The 18,697-nt window shown below is 69.5% G+C and carries 20 protein-coding genes, 1 tRNA gene and 1 pseudogene; 15 read left to right on the top strand and 7 right to left on the bottom strand.

Annotated elements, in window-relative coordinates:
- Together BRX43_RS16500 and aguB are read left to right on the top strand one after the other, a co-directional pair.
- The coding region (locus BRX43_RS16500) for an agmatine deiminase family protein (RefSeq protein ID WP_241215012.1) at positions 1-968 on the top strand (968 nt) is incomplete at its 5' end.
- Positions 969-1,020: 52 nt separating this feature from the next.
- Positions 1,021-1,869, top strand: coding sequence for an N-carbamoylputrescine amidase (aguB, locus tag BRX43_RS16495; protein ID WP_125996183.1), 849 nt, complete (start codon positions 1,021-1,023; stop codon positions 1,867-1,869).
- 1 nt (position 1,870) lies between these two features.
- Here the strand turns inward: aguB and BRX43_RS16490 are convergent, their stop codons facing one another.
- Positions 1,871-2,563: a uracil-DNA glycosylase gene (locus BRX43_RS16490; protein ID WP_125996182.1), complete on the bottom strand. Its 693-nt coding sequence runs from the start codon at positions 2,561-2,563 to the stop codon at positions 1,871-1,873.
- On the opposite strand from BRX43_RS16490, the gene folK reads away from it, so the two are divergent.
- The 3 genes and pseudogenes from folK to BRX43_RS21190 all read left to right on the top strand — a co-directional run.
- Positions 2,562-3,035, top strand: a complete 474-nt coding sequence (folK, locus tag BRX43_RS16485) for a 2-amino-4-hydroxy-6-hydroxymethyldihydropteridine diphosphokinase (RefSeq protein WP_125996181.1) — start codon at positions 2,562-2,564, stop codon at positions 3,033-3,035. The genes BRX43_RS16490 and folK overlap by 2 nt on opposite strands.
- Before the next feature lie 13 nt (positions 3,036-3,048).
- A tRNA-Lys gene (locus BRX43_RS16480) sits at positions 3,049-3,124 on the top strand.
- 404 nt (positions 3,125-3,528) lie between these two features.
- A pseudogene (locus tag BRX43_RS21190) lies at positions 3,529-3,702 on the top strand (DUF5818 domain-containing protein); the annotation flags it as partial.
- 162 nt (positions 3,703-3,864) lie between these two features.
- On the opposite strand, the gene BRX43_RS21010 reads toward BRX43_RS21190, so the two are convergent.
- A complete protein-coding gene (locus BRX43_RS21010) occupies positions 3,865-4,503 on the bottom strand; it encodes a PEPxxWA-CTERM sorting domain-containing protein (protein WP_241215011.1) in 639 nt (212 codons plus the stop codon).
- Positions 4,504-4,745: 242 nt separating this feature from the next.
- On the opposite strand from BRX43_RS21010, the gene BRX43_RS16465 reads away from it, so the two are divergent.
- Positions 4,746-6,851 carry a PAS domain-containing sensor histidine kinase gene (locus tag BRX43_RS16465; protein ID WP_125996180.1) on the top strand — a complete coding sequence of 702 codons (2,106 nt, stop codon included), beginning with the start codon at positions 4,746-4,748 and terminating at the stop codon, positions 6,849-6,851.
- Between the two features lie 21 nt (positions 6,852-6,872).
- On the opposite strand, the gene BRX43_RS16460 is transcribed toward BRX43_RS16465, so the two are convergent.
- Genes BRX43_RS16460 through BRX43_RS16450 form a run of 3 tightly spaced genes read right to left on the bottom strand, consistent with a single transcriptional unit; the run spans position 6,873 to position 8,658 of the window.
- Positions 6,873-7,334: a hypothetical protein gene (locus BRX43_RS16460; protein ID WP_125996179.1), complete on the bottom strand. Its 462-nt coding sequence runs from the start codon at positions 7,332-7,334 to the stop codon at positions 6,873-6,875.
- Entirely contained in the window at positions 7,331-8,005 is a 675-nt protein-coding gene (locus BRX43_RS16455; RefSeq protein WP_125996178.1) for an HAD family phosphatase, read from the bottom strand. Before BRX43_RS16455 ends, BRX43_RS16460 begins: the two co-directional genes overlap by 4 nt.
- Positions 8,002-8,658, bottom strand: a complete 657-nt coding sequence (locus tag BRX43_RS16450; RefSeq protein WP_125996177.1) for a YggS family pyridoxal phosphate-dependent enzyme — start codon at positions 8,656-8,658, stop codon at positions 8,002-8,004. The genes BRX43_RS16455 and BRX43_RS16450 overlap by 4 nt, the downstream gene beginning before the upstream one ends.
- Before the next feature lie 52 nt (positions 8,659-8,710).
- Between BRX43_RS16450 and BRX43_RS16445 the strand changes: the two genes are divergently transcribed.
- The 8 genes from BRX43_RS16445 (at position 8,711) to BRX43_RS16415 (ending at position 16,490) form a co-directional block, all read left to right on the top strand.
- A complete protein-coding gene (locus tag BRX43_RS16445) occupies positions 8,711-9,205 on the top strand; it encodes a thiamine phosphate synthase (protein ID WP_125996176.1) in 495 nt (164 codons plus the stop codon).
- A gap of 114 nt (positions 9,206-9,319) precedes the next feature.
- Complete coding sequence (gene gyrB, locus BRX43_RS16440) at positions 9,320-11,815, top strand: DNA topoisomerase (ATP-hydrolyzing) subunit B (RefSeq protein WP_125996175.1); 2,496 nt, start codon at positions 9,320-9,322, stop codon at positions 11,813-11,815.
- A 255-nt stretch (positions 11,816-12,070) separates the two neighbouring features.
- Positions 12,071-13,228 (top strand): glycosyltransferase, encoded by a 1,158-nt coding sequence (locus BRX43_RS16435; protein ID WP_125996174.1) that lies wholly within the window; start codon positions 12,071-12,073, stop codon positions 13,226-13,228.
- The gene (locus BRX43_RS16430; protein WP_125996173.1) at positions 13,225-14,142 is read left to right on the top strand and encodes a hypothetical protein; all 918 of its coding nucleotides are present in this window, start codon (positions 13,225-13,227) and stop codon (positions 14,140-14,142) included. The genes BRX43_RS16435 and BRX43_RS16430 overlap by 4 nt, the downstream gene beginning before the upstream one ends.
- The gene (locus BRX43_RS21230; RefSeq protein ID WP_346962869.1) at positions 14,139-14,390 is read left to right on the top strand and encodes a hypothetical protein; all 252 of its coding nucleotides are present in this window, start codon (positions 14,139-14,141) and stop codon (positions 14,388-14,390) included. The genes BRX43_RS16430 and BRX43_RS21230 overlap by 4 nt, the downstream gene beginning before the upstream one ends.
- Entirely contained in the window at positions 14,369-14,632 is a 264-nt protein-coding gene (locus BRX43_RS21225; protein WP_346962868.1) for a DUF2141 domain-containing protein, read from the top strand. The genes BRX43_RS21230 and BRX43_RS21225 overlap by 22 nt, the downstream gene beginning before the upstream one ends.
- An 80-nt stretch (positions 14,633-14,712) precedes the next feature.
- Complete coding sequence (locus tag BRX43_RS16420) at positions 14,713-15,732, top strand: LLM class flavin-dependent oxidoreductase (protein ID WP_125996172.1); 1,020 nt, start codon at positions 14,713-14,715, stop codon at positions 15,730-15,732.
- Between the two features lie 23 nt (positions 15,733-15,755).
- The gene (locus BRX43_RS16415; RefSeq protein WP_125996189.1) at positions 15,756-16,490 is read left to right on the top strand and encodes a class I SAM-dependent methyltransferase; all 735 of its coding nucleotides are present in this window, start codon (positions 15,756-15,758) and stop codon (positions 16,488-16,490) included.
- A 22-nt stretch (positions 16,491-16,512) separates the two neighbouring features.
- Here the strand turns inward: BRX43_RS16415 and BRX43_RS16410 are convergent, their stop codons facing one another.
- Positions 16,513-16,815 (bottom strand): SEL1-like repeat protein, encoded by a 303-nt coding sequence (locus BRX43_RS16410; protein ID WP_125996171.1) that lies wholly within the window; start codon positions 16,813-16,815, stop codon positions 16,513-16,515.
- Between the two features lie 93 nt (positions 16,816-16,908).
- Positions 16,909-17,745, bottom strand: a complete 837-nt coding sequence (gene panC, locus BRX43_RS16405) for a pantoate--beta-alanine ligase (RefSeq protein ID WP_125996170.1) — start codon at positions 17,743-17,745, stop codon at positions 16,909-16,911.
- 122 nt (positions 17,746-17,867) lie between these two features.
- On the opposite strand from panC, the gene BRX43_RS16400 reads away from it, so the two are divergent.
- Entirely contained in the window at positions 17,868-18,695 is an 828-nt protein-coding gene (locus BRX43_RS16400; RefSeq protein ID WP_125996169.1) for a division plane positioning ATPase MipZ, read from the top strand.
- Positions 18,696-18,697: the final 2 nt, after the last annotated feature.

Here is an 18,697-nt window from a genome sequence, read left to right as displayed (position 1 = left end):
CCACCACCCCGCCGCCGCCCGCCGAATGGGCGCCGCATAAGGCGGTATGGATCGGCTTTCCCAGCCATCCCGAACTCTGGGTCGAGGATCTGGAGCCGGCGCGTGCGGAGGTCGCCGCCTTCGCTCGCGCCGTCCATGCCGATGGCCGCGGCGAGACGGTGATCCTGGTCTGCGCCAATGCCGAATCGGCCGCCGCCGCCGCCGCGCTCGCGCCCTTCGCGCAGGTCGAGGTGCAGCCCTTCGGCGACATCTGGCTGCGCGACACCGGCCCGATCCTGATCGGCGACGGCCAAGCGCGCGATTTCGATTTCAACGGCTGGGGCGGCAAATACGACCTGCCCGGCGACGACACGATCGGGATGCGGCTGGCCCAGACGCAGGGCCGCAAGGTCGGCTATTGCAACTGGGTGCTGGAGGGCGGCGCGATCGATGGCGACGGCACCGGCACGGTCGTCACCACCGAGCAATGCCTGCTCAACGTCAATCGCAACCCGACGCTGACCCGCGACCAGATCGCCGCGCGGCTGGCCGAGGATCTCGGGCTGACCCGGGTGGTGTGGCTGGGCGACGGGCTGCTCAACGACCATACCGACGGCCATGTCGACAATCTGGCGCGCTTCGTCGGCGAGGGCCGCGTCGCGATCCCCGAGGCGGCGGAGAATGATCCCAACTGGCAGGTCTATCAGGCCGCCCACCGCACGCTGACCGCGGCGGGGCTGGAGGTCGTCACCCTCCCCTCGCCCGGCCGGGTGATCCGCGACGACGAGATCGTGCCCGCCAGCTATATGAACTTCTATATCGGCAACGCCGCCGTGGTCGTGCCGCTCTATGGCGCGGAGAATGACGAGGCGGCGGTGGCAGCGGTGCAGGCGCTGTTCCCCGACCGGCAGGCGGTGGGCCAGCGCGCCGACCATATCCTGACCGGCGGCGGCAGCTTCCACTGCATCTCGCAGCAGATTCCCGCCTGATCTGTCCAGGAAGCGGGTGACGGACGCCGCCTGAACCCTTATCTGGGCGCGCATGACCGAAATCACCGTCGCCGCGCTCCAGCTCGCCTTCTCGGCGGATATCGATGCGAACATCGCCAACGTCTCGCGCCTGGTGCGCGAGGCGCACGGCCAGGGGGCGCAGGTAATCCTGCCGCCCGAACTGTTCGAGGGCGAATATTTCTGCCGCGTCGAGGACGAGGGCCTGTTCGCCAATGCCAGTCCGGTCGGCGAGCACAAGGCCGTGCTGGCGATGCAGGCGCTGGCCGAGGCGCTGAAGGTGTGGATCCCGACCAGCTTCTTCGAGGCGGACGGCCCCCATCATTACAACAGCCTGGCGATGATCGGCCCGGACGGCGAGGTGCGCGGCGTCTATCGCAAGAGCCATATCCCGGACGGGCCGGGCTATGAGGAGAAATTCTACTTCCGCCCCGGCAATACCGGCTTCAAGGTGTGGGACGGCCCCTCGGCGAAGCTGGGCGTCGGCGTCTGCTGGGACCAATGGTATCCGGAGACCGCGCGCGCGATGATGCTGATGGGGGCGGAACTGCTCTTCTATCCCACCGCGATCGGCAGCGAGCCGCATGATACGTCGCTCGATACCGCGCGGCTGTGGCGGCGGGCGATGGTCGGCCATGCGGTGTCGAACGTCGTGCCGGTGATCGCCGCCAATCGAGTCGGCACCGAACATGGCCAGACCTTCTACGGCACCAGCTTCATCACCGACGAGCGCGGCGACATCCTGGCCGAGCTGGACCGCGAGGAGGAGGGCGTGATCGTCGCGACGCTCGACCTCGACCGGGTCAAGCGCCACCGCGCCGCCTTCGGCTTCTTCCGCGACCGGCGGCCGGAGCTGTACGGCCGGCTGGTGCAGGACATCTGAGCTAGACCGCCATCTCCGCCCGCAGCGCCACCGCGCGGGCGAAGACGGCCTCGAACATCGGCGTGGTGAGGCGGCCGGTATTCTGGTTGTAGCGCGAGCAGTGATAGCTATCGATCAGTATCCGGCCATCGGGCAGGACATGCTCCGCCAGATGACCGAAGCGCGCCTTGGGCAGGCGGCCACCCATCACCTTCACCGCCGACTGGTGGGCGATCTGGCCGAGCGCGACGACGATCCGCACCTGGGGCAGGGCGGCGAGCTGGCCTTCCAGAAACGGCCGGCAGTTGCGGATTTCCTCCGGCAGCGGCTTGTTCGCGGGGGGCAGGCACTTGACCGCATTGACGATCGCCGCGCCGCTCAGATGCAGGTCGTCGCCCGGATCGGCGGTGAAGGTGCCGCCCGCCAGCCCATATTTGCGCAGCGTCCCGAACAGCAGGTCGCCGGAATAATCGCCGGTGAAGGGCCGCCCGGTACGGTTCGCGCCATGCTTGCCGGGCGCCAAGCCGACGATCGCCAGCCAGGCCTCCGGGTCGCCAAAGGCGGTGACCGGCGCGTTCCACCAGTCCGGATGCTCGGCGCGCAGCGTCTCGCGCAGCGCCACCAGGCGCGGGCAGCGCGGACAGTCGTGCGGCGGTTCGGTCTCCGGAATGGGTGAGGATGCGGATGCGGTGATTTGCGGGTAAGCGCTGGCCATGACGCGTACAACCTATGCGATCGCGCTCGGCTCCAACAGAAGCGGGCGCGCCGGCCGGCCGGAGGCGATGGTGGCCGCCGCCGCCGCGCGGCTGGGCGCGCATCACGTATCGCCGATCATCCGCACGCCGCCGCTCGGCCCCTCGATCCGCCGCTTCGCCAATGCCGCCGCCCTGGTCGACAGCGATCTTGCGCCGCCGGCGATGCTCGCCTGGCTGAAGGCGATCGAGCGCGACCTCGGCCGACGGCGCGGCCGGCGCTGGGGCGCGCGGCCGATCGACCTGGACATCATCCTGTGGTCGGGCGGGACATGGCGCGCGCGCGACCTGACGATCCCGCACGGTGCTTTCCGATCGCGCGACTTCGTGCTGGTCCCGCTGGCCGCCGTCGCGGGCCGCTGGCGCGATCCGCTGACCCATCGCCATATTCGACAATTGCGCACGATGGTTGACCGCCGCCGCCCCTGTCCCTAGTCACGCGGCCATTGGGTCCGTAGCTCAGTCGGTAGAGCAAGCGACTTTTAATCGAGAGGTCCCGGGTTCGAGCCCCGGCGGACCCACCATCCTCTCATCTCGCGCCACTGTAGCGCGCTTAGGGTGTCAGCGCCCGGCGGCCCGGCCGCGCCCGCCTGCTTGCCATAGGATGCGGTCCCCAGCTCCGGCGTACACCCGTCCGACATAACGGATCGCGATTGCACGCCGTCTCCCCCCGTTTCATAACGGCAGGCGGAGCCGGTACGCATGGCTCTGGGGATTAGTACCCCCGACCTAGACGGTAGATGCTGACCGTAACAGCGTCACACTTCCTGACCTTCATGGTCGGGGAGCCTGTGGCGCATGTCCAAGGCTTCCAGCCCAAAGGCCGCAGGACCAATCTAGGTTGGTGTACTAACTCCCCGATCACCGAGGGATCGACCGCAAGTCCGATAGTGGGGGTGTACCACGTCGGACTTCGGGGGAGACCACAATGCCCAGGGGCACACGCCATGTCGTGACCGGCACCTTGCGGATGTCCGCGCTCGGGCCGGTGGTGGAGATGGACGATGGCGGACGCTGGCAGGTCGACATCGACGGGCGATGGCGGCGTCATCTCGGTCGTCGGGTGCGCGTCGAGGGCGTCCGGACCGGCTTCGACCTGCTGGCGGTCGAGCAAATGGTTGTTGAGGATGATGGTGGCCCGAGCCGGGCGCCGCCTGTTCGCGGCTGGCGGCCATGGTTCGGCACGATCCTGCGGCGACCCCGATCGGATCGGCCGGGGGTGGAGGCGGGCCGCCGGGTGACCGGCGACCCGCTCCGATGCCGATCAGGCGTAGGTGACCGCGACGCCGCGACGGCGATAGCGGGCGGCCGCGCCGATCATGGCGAAGCCGAGCAGCATCATCGCCCAGGTGGCCGGCTCCGGCACCGCGGCGGTGGCGAGCGTGTAGTTGAAGTTGGCCGACTCGAACGCGTCGCGCGCCGGCTCGTTGGTGAAGGAGATGCCGGTGATCGCCTCGCCCGCGCTCGCGGCGAACTGCACATATTGCGAGAAGGCCTGGTTGCCGTTGCGCACCGCGAAGTCGAGCGAGTCGACCGTATAGTCGTAGCTGCCCTGGTTGGTGAACACCGTCAGGCGGTTATAGGTGTCCGGCGAGCCCCAGAGGAAGCTGAGATAGCTGAGCGCCGAGCCGAAGCTGAGCCGCGCCGGCTGACCGGCAAGCGGCCCCGCCGCCAGGAAGGTGCCGCCGAAGATCGTGCCCTCGGGCATGTCGGCGAAGGGCCGGTCCGAGGCATAGACGGTGCCGCCGCTCAGCGTCGCGACCGTGCCGCCATCGAGGCCGGCGCTGCTCAGCGTCGCGAAGGTGCCGGTGCCGCCCCCCAGGCTGCCGATCACGGCGGCGTTGGCCGCGGTCGGGGCGAGGAAGACCGCGGACACGGCCAGAGCAGCTTTGGTGAGACGCATAGAGAGAAGTCCTTCGTTGAGCCCAGAAGACCCGAGGCGGCACCCCGCCCACGGCGCCCGCTCAATGTGCGCCCTGGTAAATGGTTCATTTACAAAAGGACCTATTTTCGCCTGTCCCATAATGGATCGTAGATTGCCCCATCCCCAATGGCTTGGCGGCACCGGATGCCGCGCGCGCGTCCGGTCTTGACGGCTGCCGGAAGGCTGGTCATGCCCGCCCCGTCCAACGCCGTCCGGAGCTTATGTCGCTTTACGACTCACATGGTTCAGATGGCGATCTGCCGCCCGGCCTGGCGTTCCTGTCGGGCGGGGGCGCGGCGACGCGGCTGATCCTGGCGCGCGACTGGACCGACCATCCGCTGGGGCCGCCGCAAGGCTGGTCGCCGGCGTTCAAGACCGCGCTCAGCCTGCTGCTCAACTCGCCCGAATCGATGATCCTGTGCTGGGGTCGGGACGAGCTGTTCTTCTTCTTCAACGAGACCTATTTCCCGCTGCTCGGCCCCCGGCTGGACGGCGCGATGGGCTCGACGCTGGCGCGGGTCTGGCCCGATGCCTGGGACCAGGCCAGGCCGATCGTCGAGGCCGCCTTTGCCGGGCGCAGCCAGCGTTTCGTCGACCTGCCCTGGAAGCTGGATACCGATCGCGGTGCCGCCGAGACCTGGTGGAGCTTCTCCTATTCGCGGGTGCTGGGCGAGGACGGCGCGATCGTCGGCCTGTTCATCTTCACCAAAGAGACGACGGCGCGGGTGCTGGCCGACCGGGCGGTGGAGGACGGGCAGCGCCAGCTCGAATCGCTCAACCGGGACCTGGAGCGACTGGTCGCGCAACGCACCGCCGAGCGCGACCGGATGTGGAACCTGTCGCCCGACCTGATGGCCGTGGTGGGGGCGGATGGCCGCTATCTCACCGTCAACCCGGCCTGGACGCAGGTGCTGGGCTATGACCAGGCCGAACTGGTCGGCCTGTCCGGCGACACGCTCGCCCATCCCGACGACGTGGCGGCGACCGAGGCGGCGATCGTCACCGCCAAGGACATGATCCTCCCGCAGTTCGAGATGCGCATCCGTCACAAGGACGGCAGCTATCGCTGGATCCAGTGGGTGGCGGCGCCGGGCGATACGGAGATCTTCGCGGTCGGTCGCGACATGACCGATGCCAAGATCGCCGCCGAACAGTTGCGCCTCGCCAGCGAACAGCTCAGCCAGGCGCAGAAGATGGAGGCGATCGGCCAGCTCACCGGCGGCGTCGCGCATGACTTCAACAATCTGCTGACGATCATCCGGGGCTCGGTCGAGCTGCTGCGCCGGCCGAACCTGTCGCCCGCCAAGCGCGATCATTATGTCGATGCGATCAGCGACACCGCCGATCGTGCCGCCAAGCTGACCGGGCAGTTGCTCGCCTTCGCGCGCCGCCAGGCGCTGACCCCGGAACTGATCGACGTGGGCGTGGCGGTGGCGGGCATCCTCGATATGGTCCGCACCCTGGTCGGCGGCCGCATCGCGCTGAGCTTCGACGCGGGTGGCACGCCCTGCCTGGCGGAGGTCGATCGCAGCCAGTTCGAGACGGCGCTGGTCAATCTGGTCGTCAACGCCCGCGACGCCATCGTCGGCAGCAGCAGCCGCCGGGGAGAAGGGGGCAGCGGCCATTTGCGGATCACGGTGGCCCCCGCGCCCGGCATCCCCTCGCTGCGCGGCCATCACGACATCGCCGGCGACTTCGTGATCGTCTCCGTCACCGATGACGGCGACGGCATCGCGGCGGAGAACCAGATGCGGATCTTCGAGCCGTTCTTCACCACCAAGGGCGTCGGCCGGGGCACCGGCCTGGGGCTCAGCCAGGTGATCGGCTTCGCCAAACAGTCGGGCGGCGATGTCAGCGTCGACAGCCGGCTCGGGGAGGGCGCGACCTTCTCCATCTATCTGCCGCGCGTCGTCGGCACCGCCGCGCCCGGCCCGCGCGACACGGTGGATGACGGCATCGACGGGCGCGGCGAATGCGTGCTGCTGGTCGAGGACAATCAGGAGGTCAGCCGCTTCGCCACCGAGGCGCTGAGCGAGATCGGCTATCAGAGCGTGCTGGCGACCAACGCGACCGCCGCGCTGGCGATGATCGAGGAGGCACCGTCACGCTTCGACGTGGTGTTTTCCGACGTGGTGATGCCGGGAATGAACGGCGTCGAGCTGGCGATGACGCTGCGCCGGAACCATCCGACGCTGCCCGTGGTGCTGTGCAGCGGCTACAGCCATGTGCTGGCGGAGAATGCGCAGCATGGCTTCGACCTGCTGCACAAACCCTATTCGCTGGACCAGTTGTCGCGCGCGCTGCGCCGGGTGCTGGATCGCGGTTGAGCGTCGCTGGGACGTAACGTCCTACGGCTCGATCGTCAGGAGTCGCGCTCGCTGGAGGTCTTTCGACCGGCCGAAGCGATGCAACAGCGCCACCATCTCCGCACGCTCCGGCACGTACAGGGTCTCGCCTGCCACCGACACGGATCGACGGGTCGTCAGCGTGACGCGCTGCCATTCTCCGTCGTTCCGGACGTGCAGGTCCGCCATGATCTCGACCGGCATCGTTGACGCGGTCCAGCGCGCGAACGTCCCGGACCGGAATCGCTCGTTGGAATCGGACGGGAGGGGCGCGACGTTCAAGCGCGCAAGCACGCCCTGACTGTCGCGTGGGTCGATCAGGAGATCGATGTCCGCCATCCTGGTATCGCCGCCAAGCAGCATGACCGCGGCACTGCCGATGATCCACCAGTCGTGATGTGCGCCTCGCATCGCGGCAGCGACGTCCGCCAGCGCACGCGCCGCCGGAGCGTCGGCCCCGATCATCCCAGCAGCCGCGCCACTTCGGTGAAATCCTGCGCGGTGGCGTCGACGCCGATCGCGCGCAGGCGTTCGGCATGGCCGATCGCGCAATGCTCGCCCGCGCACAGGCCGATGACATAGGCGCCGCTCGCCACCGCCGCCGTCGCGCCGACCGGCGAATCCTCCAGGATCGCGCAGCGGCGGATGTCGACGCCCAGTTGCGCGGCGGCATGGAGGTAGAGGTCCGGCGCGGGCTTGCCGCGCGCGACATGTTCGCGCCCCGAATAGAGATGATCGCCGAACACGTCGCGCAGGCCCAGATGCCGCAGATGCGTGTCGATCCAGTGGACCGGGCTGGACGAGCAGATCGCCTTGGGCAGGTCGGCCGGCAGCGACCGGACGAAGGCGACCGCCCCCGCCACCTCGCCCAGCCCCTCGTCCAGCGCGCGAAGATCCTCGGCCTTGCGCGCCTCGGCGAAGCCGGCGGGGATCGGCGCGCCGATATGCCGCTCGATCGCCGCCAGGAAGTCGGGGCCCGCCAGTCCCATGAAATGCGCCATCGAATCGGCCGGCGTGGTCGGATGGCCCGCCTCGGTCAGGAAGGTGGCGATATGGCGATTGCCCGCCGATTCGCTTTCCAGCAGCACGCCGTCGAAATCGAACAGCAGCGCGTCGAACTGCGTGGCGAGGCTCATGCCCGTGCCCCGAACAGCGCGGTGCCGACGCGGACATGGGTCGCGCCCAGCATCACCGCCGTCTCCAGATCGTCGGACATGCCCATGCTGAGGCCCGCCAGCCCATGGTCGCGCGCCAGCTTGACGAGCAGCGCGAAATAGGGCGCGGCATCGACGCCAAGGGGCGGCACCGCCATCAATCCCTTCACCGGCAGATCCGCCGTCCGCGCCGCGGCCAGCAGCGCCGGCAGTTCGCCGATCGGGCAGCCGCCCTTTTGCGCTTCCTCGCCGATATTGACCTGCACGAAGCAATCGGGCCGACGCCCGCCCTCCATCGCGCGGGCCAGCGCGGTCACCAGCGACAGCCGGTCGACCGAATGGATCGCGTCGAACAGCGCGACCGCGTCCGCCGCCTTGTTCGACTGCAACTGCCCGACCAGGTGCAACGCGATACCGGGATTCGCGTCGCGCAGCGCCGGCCATTTGCCCTCCGCCTCCTGCACGCGATTCTCGCCATAGACGCGCTGCCCGGCGGCGATCAGCGGCGCGATCTCCTCGGCCGTACGCGTCTTGCTGACCGCCACCAGGGTCACCGTGTCGGGGGCGTGGCCGGCGAGCCGCGCCGCGCCGTCGATGCGGGCGCGGATCGCGGTCAGTCTCTCGTCTTCGATCATGGCGCGGCCTATAGGCGCGGACGTGGCGTCCCGATACCCCATGCGCTGGCTGATGACCGACGAACGGGTCGGCGACCGGCTGTGGCCGATGCTGCGCCGCCTGCCGCCGGGCAGCGGCGTGATCTTCCGCCATCATGCGACGCCGCCGGCCGAGCGCCGCGCGATCTTCCGGCGCGTCCGCCGCATCGCGCGGGCGCGGCGGCTGGTGCTGCTGGCGGCGCGGCCCCCGCTGCCGGGGGCGGCCGGGCTGCATGGCCGGGTGCGCGGCGCGACGAGCTGGCCCGCGCATGACGCGCGCGAAGCGGCGGCGGGTCGACGGGCGGGCGCGCGACTGGTGCTGGTCTCGCCGGTCTTCGCCACCCGCTCGCATCCGGGGGCCAGGGCGCTGGGACCGATGCGCGCGGCGCGGATCGGTGGGGCCGCGACGCGGATCGCGCTGGGCGGGATGACCGAGCGGCGCTGGCGACGCATCCGCACGCTGGGCTTTGCCGGCTGGGCGGGGATCGACGGCTGGCAGGCGGGGCACGCACTCGCCCGACCCGGCTGACGAAGGTCGACCGCCGCGGCCCGGCCCGGTCCGGCGGTCGCGGCTCGCGTGCAACCCGGCCAGGGAACCGCCAAATGCCTTGGGAGTTTGCGCGTCCCTCGCTATATCTCCAAAATGGCAACGAACCCCAGTAACGAATATGGCGCCTCGTCGATCAAGGTGCTGAAGGGCCTCGACGCGGTGCGCAAGCGTCCGGGCATGTATATCGGCGATACCGACGACGGATCGGGCCTCCACCATATGGTGTTCGAGGTGTCGGACAACGCCATCGACGAGGCCCTGGCCGGGCATTGCGACCGGATCGACATCACGCTCAACCCCGACGGATCGGTGTCGGTCACCGACAATGGGCGCGGCATCCCGACCGGCATCCACCCCGAGGAGGGCGTGTCGGCGGCCGAGGTCATCATGACCCAGCTGCACGCGGGCGGGAAGTTCGAGAACACGTCCGACGACAATGCCTATAAGGTCTCGGGCGGCCTGCACGGCGTCGGCGTGTCGGTGGTGAACGCGCTGTCCGAATTCCTGGACCTGACGATCTGGCGCGACGGCGAGGAGCATTTCATGCGCTTCGCGCACGGCGACGCGGTCGCGCCGCTCAAGGTCGTGGGCCCGGCGGCCGAGGGGCAGAAGGGGACGCGCGTCACCTTCCTGCCCAGCCCCGCCACCTTCAAGATCACCGAATTCGACTTCGACAAGCTGGAGCATCGCTATCGCGAGCTGGCGTTCCTCAATTCGGGCGTCCGCCTGTTCCTGACCGACGCGCGGCATGACGAGCCGAAGACCATCGAACTATTCTACGAGGGCGGGATCGCCGCCTTCGTCAAATGGCTCGATCGCGCCAAGACGCCGCTCTTTCCCGATCCGATCGCGATCCACGGGCAGCGCGATTCGATCGGCATGGACGTCGCGCTGGAATGGAATGATTCCTATTACGAGAACGTCCTGGCCTTCACCAACAACATTCCCCAGCGCGACGGCGGCACGCATATCGCCGCGTTCCGCGCCGCACTGACCCGGACGCTCAACAGCTATGCCGACAAGTCGGGGCTGTTGAAGAAGGAGAAGGTGACGCTGACCGGCGACGACATGCGCGAGGGGCTGACCGCGATCGTCTCCGTCAAGCTGCCCGACCCCAAGTTCAGCAGCCAGACCAAGGACAAGCTCGTCTCGTCCGAGGTGCGCGCGCCGCTGGAAAGCCTGATGGCCGACAAGCTGGCCGAATGGCTGGAGGAAAATCCGCAGCATGCCCGCTCGATCGTCGGCAAGGTGATCGACGCCGCCGCCGCGCGCGAGGCGGCGAAGAAGGCGCGCGAGCTGACCCGGCGCAAGGGCGCGATGGACATCGCCTCGCTGCCCGGCAAGCTGGCCGACTGCCAGGAAAAGGACCCGGCCAAGTCCGAGCTGTTCCTGGTCGAGGGCGATTCCGCCGGCGGCTCCGCCAAACAGGGCCGCGACCGCCATTTCCAGGCGATCCTGCCCCTGCGCGGCAAGATCCTGAACACCGAGCGCGCCCGCTTCGACCGGATGATCTCGTCCAAGGAGATCGGCACGCTGATCCAGGCGATGGGAACGGGCATCGGCCGCGAGGAATTCAACGCCGACAAGCTGCGCTACCACAAGATCGTCATCATGACGGACGCCGACGTCGACGGCGCGCATATCCGCACGCTGCTGCTGACCTTCTTCTACCGCCAGATGCCCGAGCTGATCGCGCGCGGGCACCTCTTCATCGCCCAGCCGCCGCTCTACAAGGCGACCAAGGGCCGGTCGGAGGTCTATCTGAAGGACGATGCGGCGCTCGACAATTACCTGGTCGAGGGCGGCGTGTCGGCGATGGTGTTCGAGACGGCGACCGGCCCGCGCACCGGCGCGGACCTGCGCGACCTGACCGACCATGCGCGGCGGATGCGCACGCTGATGCGCTATGTGCCGCGCCGCTACGACCCGGTCATCATCGAGGTGCTGGCGCTGGCCGGCGCGCTCGACCCCAGCTTCACGCGCGAGCAGCGCCAGGGCCGGGTGGCAGAGGTGACCCGCCGGCTGGAGGCGGGCGACCATGAGGCGCGCTGGTCGGCGCGGCTGACCGATGAAGGCGGCATCCATTTCGAGCGGCTGTGGCGGGGCGTCACCGACCATCACATCGTCGAGGCGGGGTTCATCTCCTCGGCCGAGGCGCGCAAGCTCCATACGCTGGCGGCCGAACAGGCGGACAGCTTCGCCCAGGCGGGCAAGCTGGTGCCGGCGCGCGGCGTGGCGAGCGTCGAGGCGGATGCGGCCGAGGACGGCGCGGCGGAGGAGGAGGCGACCGCCGCCACCCTGGCGCGCGGCGAATCGCGTGTCGCGCGGCCCTCGCAGTTGCTCGACGCGGTGCTGGCGGCGGGGCGCAAGGGCCTCGCCATCCAGCGCTACAAGGGACTGGGCGAGATGAACGCCGAGCAATTGTGGGAAACCACGCTCGATCCGTCCAACCGCTCGATGCTGCGCGTGACCAGCGAGGATGTCTCGGCCGCCGACATGATCTTCACCCAGCTGATGGGCGAGGTGGTCGAGCCGCGGCGCGAGTTCATCCAGGAAAACGCGCTGAACGTCGCCAATCTCGACGTCTGACGGTGGCGGGCGACGCTTTTTCCGTCCGGCCCGCTGCGGGTCGGACGGGCGGCGGCGTCTTATCTTCTAGAGCGCGGCGTGTCACCGCCATGGCGTGGACAGCAACGCCATGGCGACGGTGACATGACCCGTGTCCATGTCGTCATGGCGAGCGCAGCGAAGCCATCCAGAGCGTCCTGATCCGACGCTGGATGGCTTCGCTGCGCTCGCCATGACGGTTTGAATATGTCCGATGCCATGAGATCAAGCGCCGTCATGCCCCCCGCCCACCCCCCGACGCCGCTGCGCGTCCTGACCTTCCTGCACAGCCACGAGCCCGGCGGGGTGGAGCGGATCGCGCTGCGGCTCGTGCGCCACTGGCGCGCGGACGGGCGGGAGGCGCCCCTGTTCCTGGGCCGCGCGGACGGCGCGATGGCGACGGATGTGGGCGCGGGGCTGGAGGCGGTGATGCCGCGCGGCCGCTGGCCCGGCATCGCGCATTGGGAAACCCCGTGGATGATCGCGACGCTGCCGCGCGTCATCCGGTCGCTGCGCCCCGATCTGCTGTTCTGCGCGGGCAACAGCTATGCGGTGGTGGCGGTGGCGATGAAGCTGATCCTGGGCCGGGACTGCCCGCCGATCGTCGCCAAGATCAGCAACGATCTCGACCGCCGCGACACGCCCGGTTGGCAGCGCTGGTTCTATCGCCGCTGGCTGCGCCTCCAGGGCCGGTTCATCGATCACTTCACCGGCATGGAGACGCCGATGCTCGCCGAGATCGCCGAGGCGACGGGCGTGTCGGCCGATCGGATCACCGTCATCCCCGATCCCGCCTTGTCCGAGGAGCTGATCGACCGGCTCCGTGCGCTGCCCGAACCGGAGCGCACCCGGCCCGGCCGCCGCTTCGTCGCGATCGGGCGGCTGGCGGCGCAGAAGAACATCGCGCTGATGCTCGACGCCTTCGCGCAGGGCAGCGGGCCGGACGACCGGCTGGCGCTGATCGGCGACGGCCCCGACCGCGCCGCGCTGGAGGCGCGGGCGAAGCGGCTGGGGATCGCGGCACGCGTCGAGTTCCTGGGCTATCGCCCCGATCCGGCGCAGTTGCTGCCGGCGCATGACGTGCTGCTGCTGTCGTCCGATTTCGAGGGCGTGCCGGCGGTGGTGCTGGAGGCGCTCGCCGCCCGTCGCGCGATCATCGCGACGCGGTGCAGTCGCAGCATGAGCGCGCTGTTGCGGGACGGCGCGCTCGGCACGCTGGTGCCGGTCGGCGATGTCCGGGCGCTGGCCGATGCGATCGCCGCCGCCCGGCCCGGCGACCAGGACGATGCCGCCAGCCTGGCGCAGGCGCGGCGGTTCACGATCGAGGCCGCCGCCGACCGCTATTGGGCGACCTTCGCGCAGGTGGCGCGGACGACCGGGGGAGCCGTCGCATGAGCGACACGATGATCGACCAGGCGATGGCGGACGCCACCGCGCCCGACCCGGAGGCGCCCGTCTCGCGCTGGTCGAAGATCCTGGCGCCCGTCGTGTCGCTGTCGATCCTGGGCGCGGTGGTGTGGCAGTTGCGCGGGCTGGACCTCGCCCATCTCCGGACGCTGCTGCCCGCAGGGGTCGGCTTCTGGCTGGTGTTCCTGCTCTATTACATGGCCGGGCCGGTCGCGGACTGGGTGATCTTCCGCCGGCTCTGGAGCCTGCCGCTGTCGGGCTTCGTGCCGCTGCTGCGCAAGCTGGTCGGCAACGAGCTGCTGCTCGGCTATATCGGCGAGGTCTATTTCTACGCCTGGGCGCGCCGCCACATGGCCCCCGGCACCGCGCCGTTCGGCGCGATCAAGGACGTGACGATCCTGTCGGCGCTGGTCGGCAACGGCACCACGCTGGCGATGGTGCTGGTCGCCGCGCCCTTGGTCGGATCACTCGACATGGGGATCAGCGGATCGACGCTGCTCTGGTCGATCGGGCTGGTGATCGGCCTGTCGCTCGTCCTGCTGCTGCTGCGCCGGCAATTGTTCACGCTGCCCGCGCCGACGCTCTGGATGATCTCGGGCGTCCACCTGCTCCGCACCATCGCCACCACCGTGCTGGCGGCGCTGATGTGGCATCTGATGCTGCCGAGCGTGGCGGTGCGCTGGTGGCTGGTGCTGTCGACGCTCCGCCTGCTGGTCGCGCGCCTCCCGCTGCTACCCAACAAGGACTTGGTCTTCGCCGGGTTCGCCGCGCTGCTGGTGGGCAAGGGCGCGCGCGTGGCGGAGGCGATGACGCTGATGGCGACGCTGATCCTGGCCGCGCACCTGCTGGTCGGCATGGTGCTGGGTGCCGCCGGGCTGATCGCCGCGGCGCGGCGGCGATGATCGCGGCGCTGGCGCTGCTCGCCGCCGTCCACCCCGCGCTCGGCACGCGCGACGCGACCTGCGCGCCCGGCGAGAACGGCCCCGCCTTCATTGTTACGGTCGACGGGTTGAAGGACCGCCGGGGCCGGTTGCGGCTGGAACTCTATCCGGCGAACGACGCGGATTCCTGGCGGACGACGACACCCTGGTCGCGGCCGGCAAGCCGTTCCGCCGCGTCGACCGGCCGGTGCCGGCGACCGGGCCGGTGACGCTGTGCATCCGCGCGCCCGGCCCCGGCCTCTATGCGATCAGCCTGCTCCACGATCGCGACGCGAACCATCGCTTCAGCCTGTGGCATGACGGCGTCGGCTTCGCCGGCAACCCGACGATCGGCTGGTGGAAGCCGCATGCCCGCGCCGCCGCCGCGCGGGTCGGTGATGCGCCGACGCGGCTGCGCATCACCCTCAACTATCGCCGCGGCCTGTTTTCCTTCGCGCCGATCGATCGTTAGACGCGGACGGTGCCGGCAGGAACGTTTCGCTTCTCGCCAAACCGCGATAGGTCACAAGTGACTGCAAGCGTGGAGCGATGATGACGGAATTCGGGCTCGATACGTTCGGCGACGTGACCGAGGTAGCCGGCATTGCCGTCCACCCGGCCCAGGCGATCCGCGACACGGTCGAGGAGGCGGTGCTGGCGGACCAGGCGGGCGTCGATGTGTTCGGCGTCGGCGAGCATCACCGCGCCGATTTCGCCATCTCCTCGCCCGAGACGGTGCTGGCGGCGATCGCGGCGCGCACCGGCCGCATCCGGCTCGCCTCGGCGGTCACGGTGCTGTCGTCCGACGATCCGGTCCGCGTCTATCAGCGGTTCGCGACGCTCGACGCGCTGTCGTCGGGCCGGGCGGAGGCGATCCTGGGCCGCGGCTCCTTCACCGAAAGCTTCCCGCTGTTCGGCTATCCGCTCGACCAATATGAGCGGCTGTTCAACGAGAAGCTCGACCTGTTCGCGGCGATCCGGCGCGGCGGCCCGGTGACGTGGCGCGGCCATGTCCGCCCGGCGCTGACCGACCAGGCGATCCACCCGCCGGTCGAGAGGGCGCCGCTCGCCACCTGGATCGGGGTCGGCGGGTCGCCGCAATCGGTGGTGCGCGCGGCGCATTACGGGCTGCCGATGCTGCTGGCGATCATCGGCGGCGATCCGGCGCGCTTCCGCCCCTTTGTCGATCTCTATGCCCGCGCGTTGCGGGACCGGAACCAGCCGATGCTGCCGGTCGGCGTCCATTCGCCCGGCTATGTCGGTCGCGACGACGCCAGTGCCGCCGATGAGTTCTTCCCCGATTACAAGCGGATGCATGACGGCATCGGATCGACGCGCGGCTGGCCGCCGCTCCAGCGCGCCGCCTTCGACGCGGAGGTGCGCGCCGGCTCGCTCTATGTCGGCGGGCCGGAGACGGTGGCGCGCAGGATCGCCGCCACGGTGCGCACGCTGGGCCTGTCGCGCTTCCACCTGAAATACAGCGCCGGGCCGCTGTCGCACGACCGGCTGATGGGCTGTGTCGAGCGTTACGGCCGGCAGGTGATCCCGATGGTCCGCGATATGCTGGCCTGATCCAGAGGATAAGGAGAGCGATGATGAAGCCAGGATGGACGATGGCGGCGATGATGCTGGTGGCGGCCGCCCCCCTCGCCGCGCAACAGGCGGCCTCGCCGGTGACGCGCGCGCTCGCCGATCCGGCGCGCGCCGACCAGCAGGGCGACGATGCCCGGCGCCAGGCGGCGGCGGTGCTGCAATTCGCCGGCGTGAAGCCGGGCGACGTGGTGGTCGATTACCTGCCGGGCAGCGGATATTGGACGCGGATCTTCAGCGGCGTCGTCGGCGCGAACGGGCATGTCTATGCCTATTGGCCGGCGGCGGGGGCGAAATACGCCGCCAAGTCGCTGCCCGCGCTCCAGGCACGCGGGCTGGCCAATGTCACCGCCGAGGTCCAGTCCGGCGACCTGCCGGCCGCGCCGGTGCCGGTCGACCTGTTCTGGACGGCGCAAAACTATCACGACATCCCCAATGGCGGTGGCGGCGAGCCGGCGCTGCGGTCCTTCGACGCGGCGGTGTTCAAGCTGTTGAAGAAGGGCGGCACCTATATCGTGATCGACCATGCCGATGCGCCCGGCACCGAGCTGTCCCATACCGGCACCACGCACCGGATCGATCCGGCGGCGGTGCGCCGTCAGGTCGAGGCGGCCGGCTTCCGCTTCGTCGGCGAGAGCAAGGTGCTGCGCAACCCGGCCGACGATCATTCGAAGAACGTCTTCGATCCCGCCATCCGGGGCCGGACCGACCAGTTCGTCTACAAGTTCCGCAAGCCCTGACCGGGCCGGCGGCGGCCGATGATCAGGCCGCGTGGCGGATGCTGGTGGTGAGGCGCAGCCACGCCCGGGCCGCCGCCTGCGCCGTCGCGATCTCGCGCGCGGTCAGTTCCTCGGCCACCTCGGCGCGGGCGTCATGCGCCGCCTGCGAACCGCGCACGGCGGCGAGATTGAACCATTTATGGGCTTCGATCAGGTCGATGGGCAAGCCGGCGGTGCCGGTCTGGTAGCAGATGCCGAGGTCGAACAAGGCGTCGACATCGCCCGCGGCGGCGTCGGCGACTCGACTCTCGATCAGGAACTGCGCACTCTTGAAACTATTGCCCATGACTCGTCCTCATTGCTCATGGGACTCATTCATGCACCGATTCGACTCAAGAAATAGTTAACGCCATTAACCTAATCTGTTGAGCATATGCCCTTATTCTACCGGAACATTGTCGATCAGCCGGGTCTGGCCCATGCGCGCCGCCGCCAGCAGCCGGCGCGGCCGGCCGGGTTCGGGATCGGGCGCCAGCGTCTCGGCATCGGCGAGCGCGACATAGTCGATGACGAAGCCCGCGCCCTCCAGCGCCCGGCGTGCATCGTCCAGCACCGACTCGACCGGCTCGCCCCGGCCGATCGCGCGAGTCGCGACGCCCAGCGCCCGCGGCAGCGCGACCGCGCGGGCGCGCTCCGTCTCGTCCAGATAGATGTTGCGCGACGACAGGGCCAGGCCGTCATCCTCGCGCTGGGTCGGCACGCCGACAATCTCGACGGGCAGGTTGAGGTCGGCGGCGAAGCGGCGGATCACGGCGAGCTGCTGATAGTCCTTCTCGCCGAAATAGGCGGCGTCGGGCCCGACCTGGTGGAACAGCTTGGTGACGACGGTGGCGACGCCGTCGAAATGGCCGGGGCGCGCCGCGCCGTCGAAATGATCGCTGACCCCGGCGACCGAGATGGTGGTCGCGAACCCCGCCGGATACATGGTCTCGACCGAGGGCAGCCAGAGCAGGTCGCAGCCCGCCTCGGCCAGCATGCGCGCATCCGCCCCCTCGCGCCGGGGATAGCGCGACAGGTCCTCGTTGGGGCCGAACTGCTTGGGATTGACGAAGATCGACGCGACGACGCGGGTGCCGGGCCGCCGCGCCGCCTCGATCAGCGCCATATGGCCGGCATGGAGCGCGCCCATGGTCGGCACCAGGGCGATCCGCGCGCCCTCGGCTCGCCAGCCGGCGATCGACGCCCGCAAGTCGTTGAGGTCGCGAACGGTCAGCACGGCAGGACTCCTTCAGAACGGCATATGGGATCGACGGGCGATACGCAAAACTTCCCTCGCACCCAACGGCGGGCGCTTCTATGGAGGGGAGACCGCAGTAGCAATAAGGAAGAAGAGGGCGCATGCCCCACGTCATCGTCTTCGCCAACGAAAAGGGCGGCACCGGCAAGTCGACCACCGCGGTGCACGTCGCCATCGCGCTGGCTGCCAAGGGGGCGCGCGTCTCCTGCCTCGACCTCGATCATCGCCAGCGCACGGTGGGCCGCTATCTGGACAATCGCGCCCAGACGATCCGGTCCAAGGGGCTGGAGCTGCCGATGCCGCGCCATGCCACGCATGACGGCGAGAGCGAGGACTTCTTCGAGGCGACGTGGCGCGACTTGGAGCAGGATTGCGACTATCTGGTCGTCGACACGCCCGGCCGCGACGATTATTTCGCGCGCACGGCGGCGACGCTGTCGAACACGCTGGTCACGCCGATGAACGACAGTTTCGTCGATTTCGACCTGATCGGCCAGGTCGATCCCGACACCTATCAGGTGACGCGCCCGTCCTTCTATTCGGAGCTGATCTGGGACGCGCGCAAACAGCGGGCGCGCGCCGACGGCACCACGATCGACTGGGTCGTGCTGCGCAACCGCCTCCAGCATATCGAGGCGCGCAACATGCGCCGCGTGTCCGACGCGCTGGCGCAGCTGGCCAAGCGGGTCGGCTTCCGCATCATCCCGGGTCTGGGCGAGCGCGTGATCTATCGCGAGATGTTCCCGCAGGGGCTGACGATGATCGACGCCAAGGCGATCGGATCGATGGGCATCGGCCATGTCGCCGCGCGCCAGGAGCTGCGCGAGATGATGGCGGCGCTGCAACTGCCCGATACCGGCGAGATCGCCGGACGCGAACAGGGCGCGGAGATGGCCGAGGCCCCCGGCGTGCCGGACGTCGCGGCGTGATT

It is taken from the genome of Sphingomonas sp. S-NIH.Pt15_0812 (assembly GCF_003951315.1).
Classification (GTDB): Bacteria; Pseudomonadota; Alphaproteobacteria; order Sphingomonadales; family Sphingomonadaceae; genus Sphingomonas.
Note: the sequence above shows the minus strand (reverse complement) of the source record. Positions and strands in the feature narration are given on the sequence as shown.